Source organism: Paraburkholderia pallida (assembly GCF_004524855.1).
GTDB lineage: Bacteria > Pseudomonadota > Gammaproteobacteria > Burkholderiales > Burkholderiaceae > Paraburkholderia > Paraburkholderia oxyphila.
On the sequence record NZ_CP038148.1, the window covers coordinates 602,811 to 619,336 of the forward strand.

At 61.5% G+C, this 16,526-nt stretch carries 16 protein-coding genes, 1 tRNA gene and 1 pseudogene; 11 read left to right on the plus strand and 7 right to left on the minus strand.

Features of this window, described 5'->3' with window-relative positions:
* Positions 1-329: 329 nt before the first annotated feature.
* A complete protein-coding gene (locus E1956_RS02645) occupies positions 330-2,180 on the minus strand; it encodes a phosphoenolpyruvate carboxykinase (GTP) (protein WP_134747157.1) in 1,851 nt (616 codons plus the stop codon).
* A 386-nt stretch (positions 2,181-2,566) separates the two neighbouring features.
* Here E1956_RS02645 and E1956_RS02650 point away from each other — a divergent pair, with 386 nt between their 5' ends.
* Complete coding sequence (locus tag E1956_RS02650) at positions 2,567-3,580, plus strand: D-2-hydroxyacid dehydrogenase family protein (protein WP_028221535.1); 1,014 nt, start codon at positions 2,567-2,569, stop codon at positions 3,578-3,580.
* Positions 3,581-3,653: 73 nt separating this feature from the next.
* On the opposite strand, the gene E1956_RS02655 is transcribed toward E1956_RS02650, so the two are convergent.
* Complete coding sequence (locus E1956_RS02655; protein WP_134747159.1) at positions 3,654-4,574, minus strand: patatin-like phospholipase family protein; 921 nt, start codon at positions 4,572-4,574, stop codon at positions 3,654-3,656.
* A gap of 39 nt (positions 4,575-4,613) precedes the next feature.
* Positions 4,614-5,018: a PaaI family thioesterase gene (locus E1956_RS02660; protein WP_134747160.1), complete on the minus strand. Its 405-nt coding sequence runs from the start codon at positions 5,016-5,018 to the stop codon at positions 4,614-4,616.
* Positions 5,019-5,325: 307 nt separating this feature from the next.
* On the opposite strand from E1956_RS02660, the gene E1956_RS02665 reads away from it, so the two are divergent.
* Together E1956_RS02665 and E1956_RS02670 are read left to right on the plus strand one after the other, a co-directional pair.
* Positions 5,326-5,401 (plus strand) — tRNA-Lys (locus tag E1956_RS02665).
* Positions 5,402-6,057: 656 nt separating this feature from the next.
* Positions 6,058-6,372 carry a DUF4148 domain-containing protein gene (locus E1956_RS02670; RefSeq protein ID WP_134747163.1) on the plus strand — a complete coding sequence of 105 codons (315 nt, stop codon included), beginning with the start codon at positions 6,058-6,060 and terminating at the stop codon, positions 6,370-6,372.
* A 387-nt stretch (positions 6,373-6,759) separates the two neighbouring features.
* On the opposite strand, the gene E1956_RS02675 is transcribed toward E1956_RS02670, so the two are convergent.
* Positions 6,760-7,041: a hypothetical protein gene (locus E1956_RS02675; protein ID WP_197732806.1), complete on the minus strand. Its 282-nt coding sequence runs from the start codon at positions 7,039-7,041 to the stop codon at positions 6,760-6,762.
* Between the two features lie 239 nt (positions 7,042-7,280).
* Here E1956_RS02675 and E1956_RS02680 point away from each other — a divergent pair, with 239 nt between their 5' ends.
* On the plus strand, positions 7,281-7,598 hold the full coding sequence (locus E1956_RS02680) for a hypothetical protein (RefSeq protein WP_134747165.1): 318 nt from the start codon (positions 7,281-7,283) through the stop codon (positions 7,596-7,598).
* Between the two features lie 24 nt (positions 7,599-7,622).
* On the opposite strand, the gene E1956_RS02685 is transcribed toward E1956_RS02680, so the two are convergent.
* A complete protein-coding gene (locus tag E1956_RS02685; RefSeq protein WP_028221539.1) occupies positions 7,623-7,817 on the minus strand; it encodes a hypothetical protein in 195 nt (64 codons plus the stop codon).
* Positions 7,818-8,232: 415 nt separating this feature from the next.
* On the opposite strand from E1956_RS02685, the gene adh reads away from it, so the two are divergent.
* The 3 genes from adh to E1956_RS02700 all read left to right on the plus strand — a co-directional run bounded on the left by adh (position 8,233) and on the right by E1956_RS02700 (position 10,919).
* On the plus strand, positions 8,233-9,753 hold the full coding sequence (gene adh, locus E1956_RS02690) for an aldehyde dehydrogenase (RefSeq protein WP_134747167.1): 1,521 nt from the start codon (positions 8,233-8,235) through the stop codon (positions 9,751-9,753).
* Positions 9,754-9,906: 153 nt separating this feature from the next.
* On the plus strand, positions 9,907-10,287 hold the full coding sequence (locus tag E1956_RS02695; protein ID WP_043287849.1) for a DUF779 domain-containing protein: 381 nt from the start codon (positions 9,907-9,909) through the stop codon (positions 10,285-10,287).
* Positions 10,288-10,439: 152 nt separating this feature from the next.
* Entirely contained in the window at positions 10,440-10,919 is a 480-nt protein-coding gene (locus E1956_RS02700) for an AraC family transcriptional regulator (protein WP_134747169.1), read from the plus strand.
* A 344-nt stretch (positions 10,920-11,263) separates the two neighbouring features.
* On the opposite strand, the gene E1956_RS02705 is transcribed toward E1956_RS02700, so the two are convergent.
* Both E1956_RS02705 and E1956_RS02710 read right to left on the minus strand, forming a co-directional pair.
* A complete protein-coding gene (locus E1956_RS02705; RefSeq protein ID WP_134747171.1) occupies positions 11,264-11,677 on the minus strand; it encodes a hypothetical protein in 414 nt (137 codons plus the stop codon).
* Positions 11,678-12,139: 462 nt separating this feature from the next.
* Positions 12,140-12,535, minus strand: coding sequence for a helix-turn-helix domain-containing protein (locus E1956_RS02710; protein ID WP_134747173.1), 396 nt, complete (start codon positions 12,533-12,535; stop codon positions 12,140-12,142).
* A 98-nt stretch (positions 12,536-12,633) separates the two neighbouring features.
* Between E1956_RS02710 and E1956_RS02715 the strand changes: the two genes are divergently transcribed.
* The 4 genes and pseudogenes from E1956_RS02715 to E1956_RS02730 all read left to right on the plus strand — a co-directional run bounded on the left by E1956_RS02715 (position 12,634) and on the right by E1956_RS02730 (position 16,439).
* Complete coding sequence (locus tag E1956_RS02715; protein ID WP_134747175.1) at positions 12,634-13,077, plus strand: hypothetical protein; 444 nt, start codon at positions 12,634-12,636, stop codon at positions 13,075-13,077.
* 167 nt (positions 13,078-13,244) lie between these two features.
* Positions 13,245-14,810, plus strand: a complete 1,566-nt coding sequence (locus E1956_RS02720) for a recombinase family protein (RefSeq protein WP_134747177.1) — start codon at positions 13,245-13,247, stop codon at positions 14,808-14,810.
* Positions 14,811-14,839: 29 nt separating this feature from the next.
* A pseudogene (locus E1956_RS02725) lies at positions 14,840-15,115 on the plus strand (ParB N-terminal domain-containing protein); the annotation flags it as partial.
* A gap of 1 nt (position 15,116) precedes the next feature.
* On the plus strand, positions 15,117-16,439 hold the full coding sequence (locus E1956_RS02730; RefSeq protein ID WP_197732807.1) for a hypothetical protein: 1,323 nt from the start codon (positions 15,117-15,119) through the stop codon (positions 16,437-16,439).
* The last annotated feature ends 87 nt before the right edge of the window (positions 16,440-16,526 follow it).

Consider the following 16,526-nt stretch of genomic DNA (forward strand, 5'->3'; position numbering starts at 1 on the left):
GCGGCGGAAACCGCGAATTCTCCTACGACATGAGAAATCGTGCAGAAGTTGCCTAAGAATGCCGGAAATTCTTTGTAATTTTCGCGACTGTCACTCAAGACGCACTGTCAGATCGGCGATTGTTTCCCAAGCCGAAACAATTTTGCGCACTGCAGCGAAATATCCCGACGCCCGATGAACAGCGGCCGTACCGGGCTGGATCGGCGTGGCGCCTGGTGATCGGACCTCGAAAACGAAAAGCCGCCCGAAGGCGGCTCGTGTTTCCTGGTCTGGCCAGAAGGGCAGTGCACCAATGTTAGTGAGCACTCACCTTCATTTCACGCCGGCGCTCAAAAACGCGCTTCGAGTGCCTTGCGCGCATCGCTGAGCGCCTTCGGCAAGCCGTGTGCGAGCTTCTCGAAGAGTTCCGAGTGCAGCGCGAGCTCCTCGCGCCACGCATCGGCATCGACCGAGATCACCTGCTCGAACTGCGCCGGCGTGAAGTCCATGCCGCCCCAGTTCAGGTCGTCGTAACGCGGCGAAACGCCGAACGCATGGTCTTCGCCCTTGGCCTCACCCTCGATGCGGCGCACCATCCATTCGAGCACGCGCATGTTCTCGCCGAAACCCGGCCAGACGAACTTGCCGTCCGGACCCTTGCGGAACCAGTTCACGCAGAAGATGCGCGGCTGCGTTGCGCCCAGCTTCGAGAGGCGCTCGCCCACCTTGAGCCAGTGGCCGAAGTAGTCGGCCATGTTGTAGCCGCAGAACGGCAGCATCGCGAACGGGTCGCGGCGCACCACGCCCTGCTGCCCGGCCGCTGCCGCAGTGGTCTCGGAGCCCATGGTCGCGGCCATGTAGACGCCCTGCGTCCAGTCGCGCGCCTCGGTCACGAGCGGCACCGTGGTCGAGCGGCGGCCGCCGAACAGGAAGGCGTCGATCGCCACGCCCTTCGGATCTTCCCAGGCAGGATCGATCGACGGGCATTGCGAAGCGGGCGCCGTGAAGCGCGCGTTCGGATGCGCAGCCTTGCGGCCCGTTTCCTTGGCCGTAGCCGGCGTCCAGTCGTTGCCCTGCCAGTCGATCAGGTGCGCGGGCGGCTCGTCGGTCATGCCTTCCCACCAGACATCGCCGTCGTCGGTGAGCGCGACGTTCGTGAAGATCACGTTCTCCTTGAGCGTCGCCATGGCGTTGTAGTTGGTCTTTTCGCTCGTGCCCGGCGCCACGCCGAAATAGCCGGCTTCCGGGTTGATCGCGTAGAGGCGGCCGTCCGCACCGGGCTTGATCCAGGCGATATCGTCGCCGATCGTGCTGATTTCCCAGCCGTTCATGGCAGCCGGCGGGATCAGCATGGCGAAATTGGTCTTGCCGCACGCCGACGGGAACGCCGCCGCGACGTGATACTTGCGCCCTTGCGGGGAGCGCACGCCAAGAATCAGCATGTGCTCGGCGAGCCAGCCTTCGTCGCGGCCCATCGTCGAGGCGATGCGCAACGCAAAGCACTTCTTGCCGAGCAGCGCGTTGCCGCCATAACCCGAGCCATAGCTCCAGATCTCGCGCGATTCCGGGAAATGGACGATGTACTTCGTCTTGTTGCACGGCCACGGCACATCCTGCTCGCCCGCCGCCAGCGGCGCGCCCACGGTATGCACGCACGGCACGAACGCACCGTCCTCGCCGAGCACGTCGTACACGGCGCGGCCCATGCGCGTCATGATCCGCATGTTCACGGCCACGTACGGGCTATCGGAAAGCTCGACGCCGATATGCGCAATGGGCGAGCCGAGCGGGCCCATCGAGAACGGCACGACGTACATCGTGCGGCCGCGCATCGAGCCGGCGAAGAGGCCGTCCAGCGTCGAGCGCATCTCGGCGGGCGCCATCCAGTTGTTGGTCGGGCCGGCATCTTCCTTCTTTTCACAGCAGATGAAGGTGCGGTCCTCCACGCGCGCCACGTCCGAAGGATCGGAGCAGGCGAGATACGAGTTCGGGCGTTTCTGGGGATTGAGACGGCGCATCGTACCGGCGTCGACCATCTGCTGGCACAGGCGGTCGTACTCTTCCTGCGAGCCATCACACCAGACGATGCGCTCGGGCTGCGTGTGCGCCGCGATCTTCTGAACCCACTCAATCAGTTTCCGGTGCCGGACCCAGGCCGGCGCCTGGGCGGCTGCCTGAGCGGGGAAGTCGGGATGATTCATCGATATGTCTCCGTGAGGGCTGATAAAAATTCGAGTCGGGCCCTTTTCGACACTGCGTGCGAGAGGCACAACCGGTGCGAACGCATACCGCCGTTCGCGCAGTCGGGCAGGCCGTCAAGACCCTGTCAGCGAGGGTTCGCAACCGTCTGTAAAGCGGCTTGCGTCGTGACCCTTCAAGCTGATAAAAGGGGGGGAAATTCTCATTCAAATTGTGTCTGGCCGTATTGAGCGCCATCGCATAGAACAGCAATTGCAGTGCCCAGCTGTTCCGTGCACCGGAAGGCACCCTTGTATTCATACCAGCCTTCCGCGCGCTGCATAGTGGGATAACCACCAGATGAACACGAGTCGCACCGAGATGTGCGCCACCCCTCACCCAAGCTGCCATGAAAATTGCCATCCTTGACGACTACCAGGACGCCGTCCGCAAGCTCGACTGCTTTCAATTGCTTGCCGATCACGAGGTCAAGGTCTTCAACAACACCGTGCGCGGTCTCGGCCAGCTCGCAAGCCGGCTCGCCGAAGTCGACGCACTCGTGCTGATCCGCGAACGCACCCGCATCTCCTCGCAACTGCTCGACAAGCTCCCGCATCTGCGCATGATCAGCCAGACGGGCAAAGCCGGCCCGCACATCGACATGGCTGCCTGCAGCGAACGCGGCATTGCCGTGCTCGAAGGCACCGGCTCGCCGGTCGCGCCCGCCGAGCTCACGTGGGCGCTCATTATGGCGGCGCAGCGGCGCATTCCGCAGTACGTGGCCAACCTCAAGCAGGGCGCGTGGCAGCAATCGGGGCTCAAGACCTCGGCCATGCCGCCCAATTTCGGTCTGGGCCAGGTCCTGCGCGGCCAGACGCTCGGCATCTGGGGCTACGGCAAGATCGGACGCCTCGTGGCCGGCTACGGCAAGGCGTTCGGCATGCGCGTGATCGTCTGGGGCCGCGAGCACTCGCTCGAAGCGGCGCGCGCCGACGGCTATGAAGCGGCCGCCAGCCGCGAGGCGCTCTTCGAAGAGAGCGACATCCTCTCGCTGCATCTGCGCCTGCACGACGACACGCGCGGCATCGTCAAGCAGGAAGACCTGTTGCGCATGAAACCGACTTCGCTGCTCGTCAATACGAGCCGCGCGGAGCTGCTCGAAGAAAACGCGCTGCTTGGCGCGCTGTCGCACAACCGGCCGGGCATGGTCGCCATCGACGTGTTCGAGAGCGAGCCGATCCTGCAAGGCTACAGCCTGCTGCGCATGGAGAACGTGATCTGCACGCCGCACATCGGCTATGTCGAGCGCGAGAGCTACGAGCTCTACTTCGGCGCGGCGTTCCGCAACATCCTCGCTTTCGATGCCGGCGATCAATCGCACGTGGCGAATCCCGAAGCGCTGCAAGGCGGGCGCCGCCGCTAGGCGCGAGGCGCCGAAAGGACGAAAAAGGCGGCTCGGGCCGCCTTTTTTCATGTGCGTACGCAACGAGCCGCCATCACGCGTGCTCCGCCGCTGCGAATACCTCAGGCAGACGCTCGAGGAAGCGCTCGCCGTCCTGGGCACCGAGGTTGTAGGCGTGCTGCATTTGCAGCGGGCTCGTGTAGTCCCAGCTCGAAATCGGCACCTTGGCCGAGGGCTGCACATACAGACGCTGCTGCACGCCGGCCGCTTCGCCACCTGATCCGCCACCTGATCCGCCGCCGGCCGCACCCGTGCGGTGCTGCACGACGAACATCTGCGGACGCGGATAAAGTCGCGTCACCATCACGAGCACGCGGCCCGGCGTGTCGTCGAGCGCGCCCACGGGCACGTTGTCGACCATGCCGCCATCGAGCACCGGCCGCCCGTTGCGGCGCAGGACCGGCGTGAAAGGCGGCGTGCATGAGGACTGCAAGACGAGGTCAGCGAGATCGTCGACGCGCTCGCAATCCTGCGCGGTGACGAATTCCGGATGAAAGCCGAGCTTGCGCCCGAGCGTGGGATGCAGCGTCTTGCGGACGTGCTTTTCGATGTTGTACGCGATGAGCCCCGCCGCGACGGCGCTGCGCGCGCCCAGCCAGCGCGGCAGATGCGACACGCCGATGCGGATCTCGGGCGCGTCCTGCAGCCTGGTGAACTGCGGGCCGTAGATGTCGAGCAGCGCCTGGCGGTAGATGCGGTAGTGCGGAAAGACGGCTTCGCCGCGCAGCAGATTGCCCCAATAGGCGTTGCGCTTGTTGTGCTTGAGCGCTTCCTCGTAATAGCGCATGACCCACTGCGAGTCGCGCATGTAGAGCATGCAGGCGGTGGCCGCGCCCGCCGAGATGCCCGTGATCACGCGCGGGCGTATCTGCAGCTGCGGCTGGACGACGTCCCAGAACCCCGCCTGCCACCAGCAACGATTGCCGCCGCCGGCAAAGACAACCTGATCGAACATGCGCCCTCTAGCTCTCGATAACGTCCTGAAGGCAAGAGCTTAATCGAGCAGCGCGTAGGTCGAGGTCGCGTGGACGGCCATTCGGCCGTCTTCGTCGTAGAGTTCTATTTCACCGAACACCAGATTGCGGCCCATGCGGAGCACGCGGGCCGTGATCGTCACGTCGCCCTTGCGCACGGCGCGCATGAAGTTGGTGTTCAGCGCCACCGTGGTCATGGGCTTGAACTCGCCGAGCGCCGCGACAATGGCGACGATCATCGCCGTGTCCGCTGCCGCCATGAACACCTGGCCGCAGATCGAACCGCCCGAGTGACGCAGTTCGCCGGAAAACGGCAGACGCATCGTGGCGCTCTCCTCCGTGACTTCGACCGGCTTCAGCCCGAGCGCCTTGACCCACGGCGCCAGCACGCGCTCGAGGAGCGCGTCGATTGCCTTTTCGTCCATCGTCTTATGCCTTCTTGTCTGGAATTCACGCCGCACGGCGACGCCGCCTGACCCGGCGCATCGAATCGATCGGGCAGCGGATTTGGGAAGCACTACGCGGCTTGCCGGCTGGGAATCAGCGCGGTGTGGCGACATCATACCGGGACGCATCGCCGACGGCTCAACACGCCACTATGTCAAAGCGATGGCCGAAGCTCACCTGCCCTTCCGCCGTTGCGGGCCGCTACCGGCCGACAAGTATTTTTAGGAAATTTGCGAAAAGGTCTTGCCAACTCTCAAAAAGCCGGGCATAATCTTTCTTCTGTTGGGGGCGTTAGCTCAGTTGGTAGAGCAGCGGACTCTTAATCCGTAGGTCGAGTGTTCGAGTCACTCACGCCCCACCAGCAAATTCAAAGGGTTGCACGCGAAAGCGTCGCAGCCCTTTTTCGTTTTTCGGCTCATGTAATCAGCGTGTAGCCGCTTTGGGTGAATGCGCTCTCACGCCGCGCGGACGCGGCTACGCAAATCGTAACTGGGCGCGACAGAGACTCTACGGGCGAGGCAACCTCTCCATGTTCCCGCAACGCCTCATAGAACACGTGCTGTAAGCGGGTATTCAGTCCCAAAGATCGCTTTCGCGTTCTCTATTGCCGCCCTGATGACCCGCAGGGAGACATTGTGATTTCGGGATACCTTCACGATTCTCCGTTCAAGTAGATCCCGAAAGCCGATGACCTTCTGATCGAGCCCCGACAGTTGGGTCGTCCAAAGTGGCGGCCTCGCACGGTCCTTAGACGTATAGCCGACGGCCACCGGCTCCCCGCCGACGGACCTCTGGCGGCCGCAATCCGGGTTATATCCTCACCCGGCTTGCGGCCCGCAGTAACCCCATCGCCTTGCTGGACGGGCGTTTGCGCGGACGTGCCAAGATTCTGCTACCTGGCGGAAAGATGTCTTCGAATACTAGGCGTTAACCCTTAAACATGATCCTCCTAGACTTTGCTCATCGGATGCAGACAAGTTGTCGCACCGCCCACAAAAGTTATCGGAGGTAGTAATCATGAAATCCCTGATCCAGGCTGTTGCAGTTGCCGCTGCTCTTATCGTCCCCGTTGCTTCGTTCGCCCAGTCGAATGGCCCCGTGACCCGCGCCCAGGTGCGTGCGGAACTCGTTCAGCTCGAGCAGGCGGGCTATCGCCCTGGTGATGGCGATAATGCAACCTACCCGAAGCAGATCCAGGCCGCCGAAGTGAAGGTGGCTGCGCAGCAAGGCGCTGCAAGCAGTGGCTACGGCGGCGTCGCGAGCGGGTCGTCGGACGCAGGTCGTCCGGCTATGTCGAAGGCCGACTGGAACGCGATGTACAACCACCCGTAATCTGGTGGTATTGAACGTTTGAGCGAGTGCGGGCGGCGTTCACGCTGTCCGCACGAACGCGCGCTTTGACGAGGAGCGTTGCACGCTGTCGATTTCGCCGGGCGTCTTCCGCAATCCATGTCGTGTCGCGGGTTTCCGGCGCTCCGTGCAGCGTCTCTTTGGTCCGAATACCTCCGCCATCGGCCGCGCAACCCACCGACTATCGATTAACACCTTGCTTCGTCTGGCTCAATCAGGCACGCGAGATTTAACCTCGGCTCTCTCCGTAGATCGAGTGTTCGAGTCACTCACGCCGCACCAGCGAATTCATGTAAAAAGCCCGGTCATCGCGACCGGGCTTTTTGCTTTTCCGCGTCTGCCTTGCGCGGACCCGTGGAACAAGCCGATTCAAACCGCCGCCATGGCGCGGCTATCTCTCATGCGCACAGGCAGCCGCGCGACCTTGTTCGGCTCCGGCAGCCAGCGGCCGAGCGACTCAAAGCCGTCGAGCTGACGCAAAAGCGTGTCGACGGTAGCCAGCTGAACGTGGGTCAGGTGATTCTGCTTGAGCAGGGTGTGCAGCCGTTTGCGCCAGTAATCGACGCCCATGACCGGCTCTTCGAAGTCGCTCGCGAGCGAGAGCGGCATCACGCGCGCGATATGCGCGATTTCTTGTTCAACGAACGTCATGGCACACCCCGTAATGTCCGACAGTGTTTCTTATCGTATGACGGTACTGTAGGACGCCGGGACGGCGACGCCAGCCTACTCGAACGGATAGGTGCAAATCTGGCGCAAAAACCGAAGGCTGGCACGCGCTATGCTTTGCGCCCGACCAGACCGCGCCTGTGTTTTAAGACTGCTCCGATGGGGTTTTTCTGACATACATCAGATGATGGTGCCACTGAAAACACTCTGAGGAAGTTGTCATGCACGGGCATCCCACTGACAAACTCGTCGCCGGCGCAATCATGGGCGCCATCCTCACCGCGCTTCTCGTTGTGCTGCTAGTCTGGCTCGATTTTCCGTCGGACCGCCATTACAGCGCAGTCGTCCGGCTAGCCGTGCCGGCCCTGATATCCGCCTGCCTGCTGTTCCCGCGCCCGCTGCTGCACCGCACCGTACTGCGCGAGCGCCGCGACGCCGGCATGCTCGACGAAGACCTGAATCTGCTGCTCGTCGGCCGCGCGCTCGGTCTGATCGGCGGCCTGATCTTCGGTATCTCGCTCGCTTCCGAAATTCTCTAACGAACCGCCGGGCGCGCGCCCGGCTTAGAGGAACGGCTTGCCGTCCACCTGCTCGTAGACGACATTGCCCTCGTCGTCTTCGAACTGCTCGAGGTAATTGCGGGCACCGCACAGTGGGCAACGGAACAGCGGGCCCTGGCCCTCGTTCTTGATCACCACGTCACTCTGCTCCCACGGGGTGCCGCACGACTGATTGCGGCAGACGAATGTGCTCGACATGCAAACTCTCCTTGCTGTTACGGGTGCAAAGCCTACAGCATGCGCGCTCTGCGCGCCGCATTTTTCCCTCGCGGCACGGCGCTTTCTGCCTGCGCGCGCCCTCGCCAGCTCGCTGCCTTCGTATTGCGTGATGCTCGGCGCAGTGTTCCAAGCACCGTTCGCCGCCTGTTCCTTTTCTGAGCAGCCTCGTGGCGTGCTGCTCCGCCGCGGCACAGCGGGCACAGGCCGCTTCGTGCGCTCAGGCCAAGCCCGACGCCCGTCTTTCGATCCGATGATCCCGCAAACGCCCGCCGCACCGCGAATGCGTGCTCGCTGGCACGCTTCTGGCGTAACAGCGCTCCGGTTGCGCGGCCGTCAGCAGCATCGTGGCCTCCGCGCCCATCCATATCGACAGAGATCAGTGAGGAGCACGTAGATGAATCACGCGGACATGCAGTTTCTGAACACCGAGTTCCCCTACAAGAAGCAGTACGGCAATTTCATCGGCGGCGAATGGGTGGCGCCGCTTGGCGGCGAGTATTTCGAAGACATCTCGCCCATCACCGGCCATCCGTTCACCTCGATTCCCCGTTCGCGCGAAGCCGACGTCGAGCTCGCGCTCGACGCCGCGCACAAGGCCAAGGACGCGTGGGGCAAGACTTCGTCGACCGAGCGCGCCAACATCCTCAACCGCATCGCCGACCGCCTCGAGCAGAACCTGCACAAGCTCGCCGTGGCCGAAACCATCGACAACGGCAAGCCGCTGCGCGAGACGCTCGCCGCCGACATCCCGCTCGCCATCGATCATTTCCGCTACTTCGCGAGCTGCGTGCGCGCGCAGGAAGGCGGCATCTCGGAGATCGATCACGACACGGTCGCCTATCACTTCCACGAGCCGCTCGGCGTGGTCGGCCAGATCATTCCGTGGAACTTCCCGATCCTGATGGCCGCCTGGAAAGTCGCGCCCGCGCTGGCCGCCGGCAACTGCGTGGTGCTCAAGCCCGCCGAGCAGACGCCCGCCTCGCTGCTCGTGCTCGTCGAGCTGATTCAGGACCTGCTGCCGCCGGGCGTGCTCAACGTCGTGAACGGCTTTGGCCTCGAAGCCGGCAAGCCGCTCGCCTCGAGCCGCCGCATCGCCAAGATCGCTTTCACCGGCGAGACCACCACGGGCCGCCTGATCATGCAGTACGCGAGCCAGAACATCATCCCCGTGACGCTGGAGCTCGGCGGCAAGAGCCCGAACATCTTCTTCGCCGACGTGCTCGACCACGACGACAGCTACTTCGACAAGGCGCTCGAAGGCTTCGCGATGTTCGCGCTCAACCAGGGCGAGGTGTGCACCTGCCCGTCGCGCGTGCTGATCGACGAGAAGATCTACGACCGTTTCATGGAGCGCGCGATCAAGCGCGTGGCCGCGATCCAGCAAGGCCACCCGCTCGACCCGAAGACGATGATCGGCGCACAGGCCTCGCAGGAGCAGCTCGAGAAGATCCTTTCGTACATCGACCTCGGCAAGCAGGAAGGCGCGCAATGCCTGATCGGCGGCGAGCGCAACACGCTGGCCGGCGAGCTCGGTGACGGCTACTACGTGAAGCCCACGGTCTTCCGCGGCCACAACAAGATGCGCATCTTCCAGGAAGAGATCTTCGGACCGGTCGTTTCCGTGACGACCTTCAAGACCGAAGAGGAAGCGCTGGAAATCGCCAACGACACGCTCTATGGCCTCGGCGCCGGCGTCTGGACGCGCGACGGCACGCGCGCATACCGCTTCGGCCGGGCAATCCAGGCCGGACGCGTGTGGACCAACTGCTATCACGCGTATCCGGCGCACGCGGCGTTCGGTGGCTACAAGCAGTCGGGCATCGGCCGCGAGAATCACAAGATGATGCTCGACCACTATCAGCAGACGAAGAACCTGCTCGTCAGCTATAGCGAGAAGCCGCTTGGCTTCTTCTGATCGAGACGTCTGAGCGGCCGGGGCGAGCGGGCCGAGCGAATTGCCCGATCGCCCTGGCGCAGACGCATCGCGTGGCGCGCAAGTGGCGCACTCGAGCGTGCTTGCGCTGCTTCGCCCCCGCCGGCCCGACTACGAAGTCTGGAGAACCGCCTCATGGTTGCACGCGTTACCGCTACGCCGGCCGCGCTCGCACTGATCGAGCAGCTTGCGCGCGAGCACGGCCCCTTGCTCTTCCACCAATCGGGCGGCTGCTGCGACGGCAGCGCGCCCATGTGCTTTCCCGCCGGCGAGTTCATGGTCGGCAACGCCGACGTGCAGCTCGGCGAGATCGGCGGGATGCCGTTCTATATGACCGAGGCTCAGTTTGAATACTGGCAGCATACGCAGCTCATCATCGACGCGGTGCCGGGCAACGGCGGCATGTTTTCGCTGGAGCGGCCCACGGGGCTGCGCTTTCTCACGCGCTCGCGGCTTTACGACGACGAAGAAAGCGCGTGGCTTCAGGCGCATCCGGTGACGCGGGTCAGCCTGTAAGCGCTCGAGCGGCGCGTGTTGTACCCGCAGTGCACGAGGTACGGTAGAGAACGTCTCCCGAAGCGCGGTGCTATCTTGAAGCGCATGAACCTGCGCGTTCAAGCATCCGAACCTGCGCGGCCCGCGCGGCCGTCGAACCTGGAGACGCCACCATGCAACTCAGCGATGTAAAGCTCCTCGCCCTCGAACCGATGGACCTGCTAGCCGTCGGCCACGTGGGACCGTACATGAAGATCAGCGACGCGTTCTACACGCTCGCGCAGTGGCTCGGCGAGCGTCAGGTGCGCACGTCGGGCGCGCGCATGGTCGGCATTTTCTACGACGATCCCACCCAGGTCGAAGAATCGAAACTGCGTTCGAAAGCGGCGATTCATCTGCAGCAGGAAACGGACGTCGAAGTCATTTCGCCCGTCGAGAAGATCCATCTACGCGGCGGCGACCACGCGATGCTGCTGCACAAGGGTCCGTATGAGGGTCTCGGAGCCTCGTGGATGTGGCTCTACAACGAGTGGCTGCCGAAGTCGGGGCGCAAGGCCGATTTTTCGATGCCTTCGTTCGAGGTCTATTTGAATACGCCCGATGAAGCGGCGCCTGAAGACCTGCGCACGGAGTTGTATATCCGGCTGATTTGATGCTGCTTCATGCCGCCGGCGAAGGCGGATCCGGCGGCTCGAGGCGCAAGCGGCACGAGGGTTCTAGGGTTTTCTTAATTTATGTATACGTAAACGTAGTAGTAGTTAACAAGCCCCTGGGTTTCCTGTGGATAAGCGGGAAAAACCATTGAGTAAACAAGGCTGTGGATAATTCATAACTCTGCGGGCGTTAACGGGACAACACCAGGCTGCTGCTGGTAACTTTTCGGCCGTTTTCGCGGCGCCGAAGTTATCCCCGATTCGTGCACAGCGATTTCCAGGGGTTTTTCGCGCGTTATCCGCAGGCTTCTGTGGATAGCTTTGCGCCGGGTTTGCCGCGCCGCTCAACGATTGATCGGCTCGCAAAACGGCACCGCGTCGTCGAGCAGTTTGCCGTCGCCGGCGTGACCCATCGCTGTGTGAAGACGCACGGTTTTTACCTCGGTCGTGGTCGCCTTTTTCGGCTTGAGGCCAGGCCAGTGCGTCTCGTTCCACGTCGCCACCCAGTCGTAGCGATCCGGCGAGTCGGAGGGCACGAAGCGCAGATGAAGCACGCCATCGAAGTCCTCGCTGCAATGCGGGGAATGCTGGTATTCCTGCTCCGAAAAACAGGCGCGGATGCTCTTCCCGCAACTGAAGGGGACGCCCGCTACGCTCGCCTCTTCTGCATGCTTGCTGCCGGGCTTGAGCTCCACGAAATCGGCGTATTGCCATGAGCCGCCACCGCCCGAATAGGCCTCGTGCCATTGCGAGAGCACCGCGACCGCCGAGCGTCCCGGGCCGAGCGGATAGAGCGCGGGATAATGTGTGTGGTGTTCATCGGTTGGATGGCGGTTCTTTTGTTTTCAGAAACGACAAAGCCGGCACATGGCCGGCTTTGTCGTTCAAACGGAGTTACAACGTGTAGCGAGACTCAAAACGTGAGATTTCTAGGCCCGTCAAACAAGGCTCTGCGGATTGTGGGACGCATCCGTTGAGATTTGGCGAAGCATCGCGTGAGATTTTTTGCCACGCAACTAGGCCCGCATGAGAACGGCGTACCTTCCTTGCGAAGTTCTCCCATCACCATCTCCCATAGGGCCGTCGTGCCCGAATCACTGCATGCAGCGGATGCGTAATGCGCGACGAAGTTTCAAGCCGATTGCAAAGATGGATGTAACAGGGCGCCATTCCGGTGTCGATGTCGGGCTCAAAGTGCTTCGTAGCGCGCGACGGCCAGGTCATTCCTCGTCGGACGTCGATGCGTTATAGGCCTCTACTGCGGCCTCGCGGGTCGCCCGATACTCCAGCACCGATGCCTTCGTGACGAATCGGTCGCTCCCCTTTTCATGATGGAGCTCCAGTTTCCCTTGCTCCAGCAGCTTTGAGATGTGCGGGCGGGACGCGAATAGCAGGGTCGCCGCCTCGGCGATGGACAGGAAGTCGTCGGTATCATGCCGCCATACGGGATGCCGGCTCAGAACGTCAACGAGTATTGCCTCCACGCCGGCGGAGAGCTCGCGCCGAACGTCGGAAGGCAAACTGGCCCCAACACGCCTGAACATCTCGTCCATACGTACGCGCGCGAGCTGCACCGCGTCGGCAATTGATGGCGAAATTTTCCCGTCAGTCGACATATTGGCTCCCGGGCGGGGGTAGAAATTGAGTGTAGCCCCTTTGCGAAGACACCGAAATGCCCCAGCTGCGCCCGTCGCAATCCGAACTGGAGGGGCCCATGAAATCGACCCGCCTTTGTCTTGCTTGCGGCAACGCGTTCTTGCCGCTGCTGCATGTTCCCCGTCAGCGATATTGCTCCTCGAAAACGTGCCAGCGCGCCCGTCGACGCGACTGGCAGAACAGCCGGCTCCGTAACGACAGCGACTATCGCGACAACCAGGCCCGTGCGCAGGCGAAATGGCGCGCAGGTCACTCGAGCTACTGGCGCGAATATCGAGCTGCGCATCCGGCGTATTGCGAGCGCAACCGCAGTATGCAGAGGTTGCGCAATGCACGACGGAGTTTCAGGCCAATTGCAAAGATGGATGCCATCAGGCTCCCCCGGCCGCTGGGCTCCGGCTTCTACCTGCTGTCTCACGCGGATGATGCCAGCGTTGCAAAAATGAACGCGTGGACGGTCCACATAGCCGTGCTGTCTGCGCCGACAGCGCCACCGCCATGATTGCAAAGAGATGACTTGATACACATTGGTGTCGGGCCTGCTACCTTTACCTTGTCACCGTTCGCTTTCGAACGCGGCCTCCTGATGTGAAGCCGCGACGCTCGCATCCGACGCTCACTTGCGTCCGGTGCCTGCCGCGCGTTCGTGTCTGAGTTGCGGGGTGGAGCATGTCATTCAATAACGCGGATGCACCGGTCGTAGCGAATTCGCCTGCCGGGCGCGCAGCGGAGTACGTCCGCATGTCGACCGAACATCAGCAGTATTCGACCGAGAATCAGCGCGACAGGATTCGAGACTACGCAGCCCGCCGCGGATTCGAAATTGTCCGCACATATGCCGATGAGGGTAAAAGCGGTCTTCGAATCGACGGTCGGCAGGCACTTCAAAATCTCATTGCCGATGTGGTCAATGGCAACGCCGACTTCAGCGTCATCCTTGTCTACGACGTGAGCAGATGGGGACGATTCCAGGATGCTGACGAGAGTGCCTATTACGAGTACATCTGCCGCCGCGCTGGCATCCAGGTGGCGTACTGCGCCGAGCAGTTCGAGAACGACGGGTCACCTGTCTCGACTATTGTTAAAGGGGTAAAGCGGGCAATGGCCGGCGAATACAGCCGGGAGCTGTCGGCGAAGGTGTTCGCCGGCCAGTGCCGATTGATTGAGATGGGCTTCCGGCAAGGAGGGCCAGCTGGCTATGGACTGCGCCGCGTGTTGGTCGACGACCACGGTCTCATGAAAACAGAGTTGCGCCGCGGCGAACATAAAAGCCTGCAGACAGACCGGGTAATTCTCATGCCAGGACCGGAAAGCGAAGTGCGAACGGTCAACCTAATCTACGACTGGTTTATCGACGGGTCGCTCGATGAATACGAAATTGCCGCGCGTCTGAACGGTATGCACGTGCGGACTGACCTTGACCGGGAATGGACTCGAGCTACGGTACGGGAGGTCTTGACCAACGAGAAATACATCGGCAACAACGTGTACAACCGTGTGTCGTTCAAGCTGAAAAAAATGCGCGTGACCAACACACCTGACATGTGGATTCGAAAAGAAGGCGCATTTCAGGCAATTGTGCCAAGCGAGACGTTCTACACCGCTCAGGGCATCATGAGAGCGCGAGCGCGTCGTTATTCAAGCGAGGAGCTAATCGAACGACTGCGTAACCTGTACCGAAGTCGCGGGTTTCTGTCGGGTGTTGTGATTGATGAAACCGCCGGCATGCCGTCTACGTCGGTTTACGTGTACCGATTCGGAAGCCTGATTCGGGCCTACCAGGCAGTCGGTTTTACGCCTGGCCGAGACTATCGTTACATCGAAACCAACCGCTTCCTGCGGCAACTGCATCCAGAAATCGTCGCGCAAACGGAGACGAAAATCGCGGATTTGGGTGGCACGGTGATACGCGACCCGGCGACCGACCTGCTGACGGTCAATGACGAGTTCACAGCCTGCATCGTGCTCGCGCGCTGTCAGGCGCATGACAATGGCCGCAATCACTGGAAGGTGCGCTTTGATACCAGCCTTCTGCCGGACATCACGGTTGCCGTGCGGCTTGACCAGAAGAATGAATCAACCCTCGACTACTACCTGTTGCCACATCTGGATTTTTGCCAACCTCGCATTCACCTCGCCGACCGGAATCCAATCGAGTTTGAGAGCTATCGCTTCGATACGCTGGACTACCTCTATGGCATGGCCGAACGCGCCCGTCTCAGGAGAGTAGCGTGAATTCGCGGCAGCAGCTCGGAGAAATCCGGATGGTCCCCGTCGCCCAGATTGAAGTTATCAATCCGCGAGAACGGAACAGTCGGGTTTTCAAGGAAATCGTCGACAACATCAAGACCATCGGCCTTAAAAAACCTATCGTGGTCACGCCACGAGCCACAGCAGGCGGCATCGAAAAATATCTGCTCGTGTGTGGCGAGGGGCGATTGAAGGCATTCCGCACGCTCGGCGAAGCGACTATTCCCGCACTTGTGGTGAGCGTCAGCGATGAGGACGCGTTGGTCATGAGCCTGACGGAAAACATTGCGGTTGAACTCAGTGTTCTGCCTGTTGCCGCATTTCGACAAGAAGACGGCGGAGTCGGTTGTCGATGCCTTGATGAAGGGCGGAGATGACGAGACTCAAGCCAGCTTTGCCCGCGTGCTGGTTAATCCGCGGGAAATGGAGCCCAATCCGGACGTAACAGATGAGGTATGGGAAAAGTTCGAGTCGCTTCCTTCTCAGACTCGTCCGCAGAAGGGTGCCAAGCCGGCCAAGCGACTGACGGCACTGGCCCACGAGCTGGCTGTTGACGGATTGTTGCCAGCGGCGGGCAAAAAGGCCCACGCGGCCATGCACGAGGTGCTCGACGCCGCCCAAGAGAAGTTCAAGGACGACGTTATCGCTAGACGTCAGTCAGTCGTGACGGTTGACGGTACGACACTCCACGCCAATCTGCAGGACAAGAAAAAGTCGTTTGATGAATTCCACGAGGCTGCTGATATGGCCGTTATCGACGATTTCTTCCGTCGTGCCGCCCGTGTCTTCAGTCCACCTATCGCGCATTCATACGCGCAATTTCTGGCCGAGAAGACGGCTGACCTAGATGACCCAGACTCGCTTCTAGATGCGCTTGATGACGCACGGACCGACATCGCCGCACTGGGTCTAGTGTCCAATGTGCACCCCTTCTTCGATGTCGCTGCCGACAAGCAGGCCAAGGCCTGGCTGGAAGAATATCGGGCCGCCATCAAGAAGCTGTCGGACGACCGCCAGGAATCGTATCGCCAGATTCGAGAGATGAGCACCGAACCGCAAGATGTCGACTTGGTTCGGCCGGAAACGAAGGACGAGATGACTCAGGAGCGACTCGGCGATAAGAGCAAGAACCTAGATACATATGAGGACCATCTTCTCTGCGATGAGAATGGCAACTACCCCGCGAAATTGAATGACTGGGAAAAGGTTGTCCTCGGAAAGGAACGTAAGCGGAGTGGCTTCAAGTTCTGGTATCGGAATCCACAGCAGCCGAGTCAGTCGTCTTTGGGCATAGCGTACCTAAACGATGGCGAATACAGGATTGTTCGGCCGGACTTTATTTTCTTTGCCATTCTGGATGACGGTACAGTGGTGGCCGACCTAGTTGACCCGCATGGCACGCAGTACAGCGACGCGGTGCCAAAGCTGCGCGGCCTGGTGCAATACGCGGCAACTCATCCGACGGTGTTCCGGCGGATTGAATCCGTCGCGCAGGTGAACGAGAAATGGCGGGTGTTGGACCTGACCCGAGAGGATGTTCGTCAGGCTATCGCTACGACTACGTCGTCTGCGGCCGCGTTGTTCGAAAGCGAGATTGCCGACGACTATAGCTAACCCGAGTCTGGGAGTCTCACTGAAAAAACGGCCACCTCATAAAGGTGGCCGTTTTTCCTTCCGGAACAGCGCTTGGCTGGGTGCCAT

Bases quoted from the DNA above. Each gene is read 5' to 3' on its own strand.
- E1956_RS02645 (WP_134747157.1), bottom strand. From the start codon at position 2,180: ATGAATCATCCCGACTTCCCCGCTCAGGCAGCCGCCCAGGCGCCGGCC.
- E1956_RS02650 (WP_028221535.1), top strand. From the start codon at position 2,567: ATGAAAATTGCCATCCTTGACGACTACCAGGACGCCGTCCGCAAGCTC.
- E1956_RS02655 (WP_134747159.1), bottom strand. From the start codon at position 4,574: ATGTTCGATCAGGTTGTCTTTGCCGGCGGCGGCAATCGTTGCTGGTGG.
- E1956_RS02660 (WP_134747160.1), bottom strand. From the start codon at position 5,018: ATGGACGAAAAGGCAATCGACGCGCTCCTCGAGCGCGTGCTGGCGCCG.
- E1956_RS02670 (WP_134747163.1), top strand. From the start codon at position 6,058: ATGAAATCCCTGATCCAGGCTGTTGCAGTTGCCGCTGCTCTTATCGTC.
- E1956_RS02675 (WP_197732806.1), bottom strand. From the start codon at position 7,041: ATGACGTTCGTTGAACAAGAAATCGCGCATATCGCGCGCGTGATGCCG.
- E1956_RS02680 (WP_134747165.1), top strand. From the start codon at position 7,281: ATGCACGGGCATCCCACTGACAAACTCGTCGCCGGCGCAATCATGGGC.
- E1956_RS02685 (WP_028221539.1), bottom strand. From the start codon at position 7,817: ATGTCGAGCACATTCGTCTGCCGCAATCAGTCGTGCGGCACCCCGTGG.
- adh (WP_134747167.1), top strand. From the start codon at position 8,233: ATGAATCACGCGGACATGCAGTTTCTGAACACCGAGTTCCCCTACAAG.
- E1956_RS02695 (WP_043287849.1), top strand. From the start codon at position 9,907: ATGGTTGCACGCGTTACCGCTACGCCGGCCGCGCTCGCACTGATCGAG.
- E1956_RS02700 (WP_134747169.1), top strand. From the start codon at position 10,440: ATGCAACTCAGCGATGTAAAGCTCCTCGCCCTCGAACCGATGGACCTG.
- E1956_RS02710 (WP_134747173.1), bottom strand. From the start codon at position 12,535: ATGTCGACTGACGGGAAAATTTCGCCATCAATTGCCGACGCGGTGCAG.
- E1956_RS02715 (WP_134747175.1), top strand. From the start codon at position 12,634: ATGAAATCGACCCGCCTTTGTCTTGCTTGCGGCAACGCGTTCTTGCCG.
- E1956_RS02720 (WP_134747177.1), top strand. From the start codon at position 13,245: ATGTCATTCAATAACGCGGATGCACCGGTCGTAGCGAATTCGCCTGCC.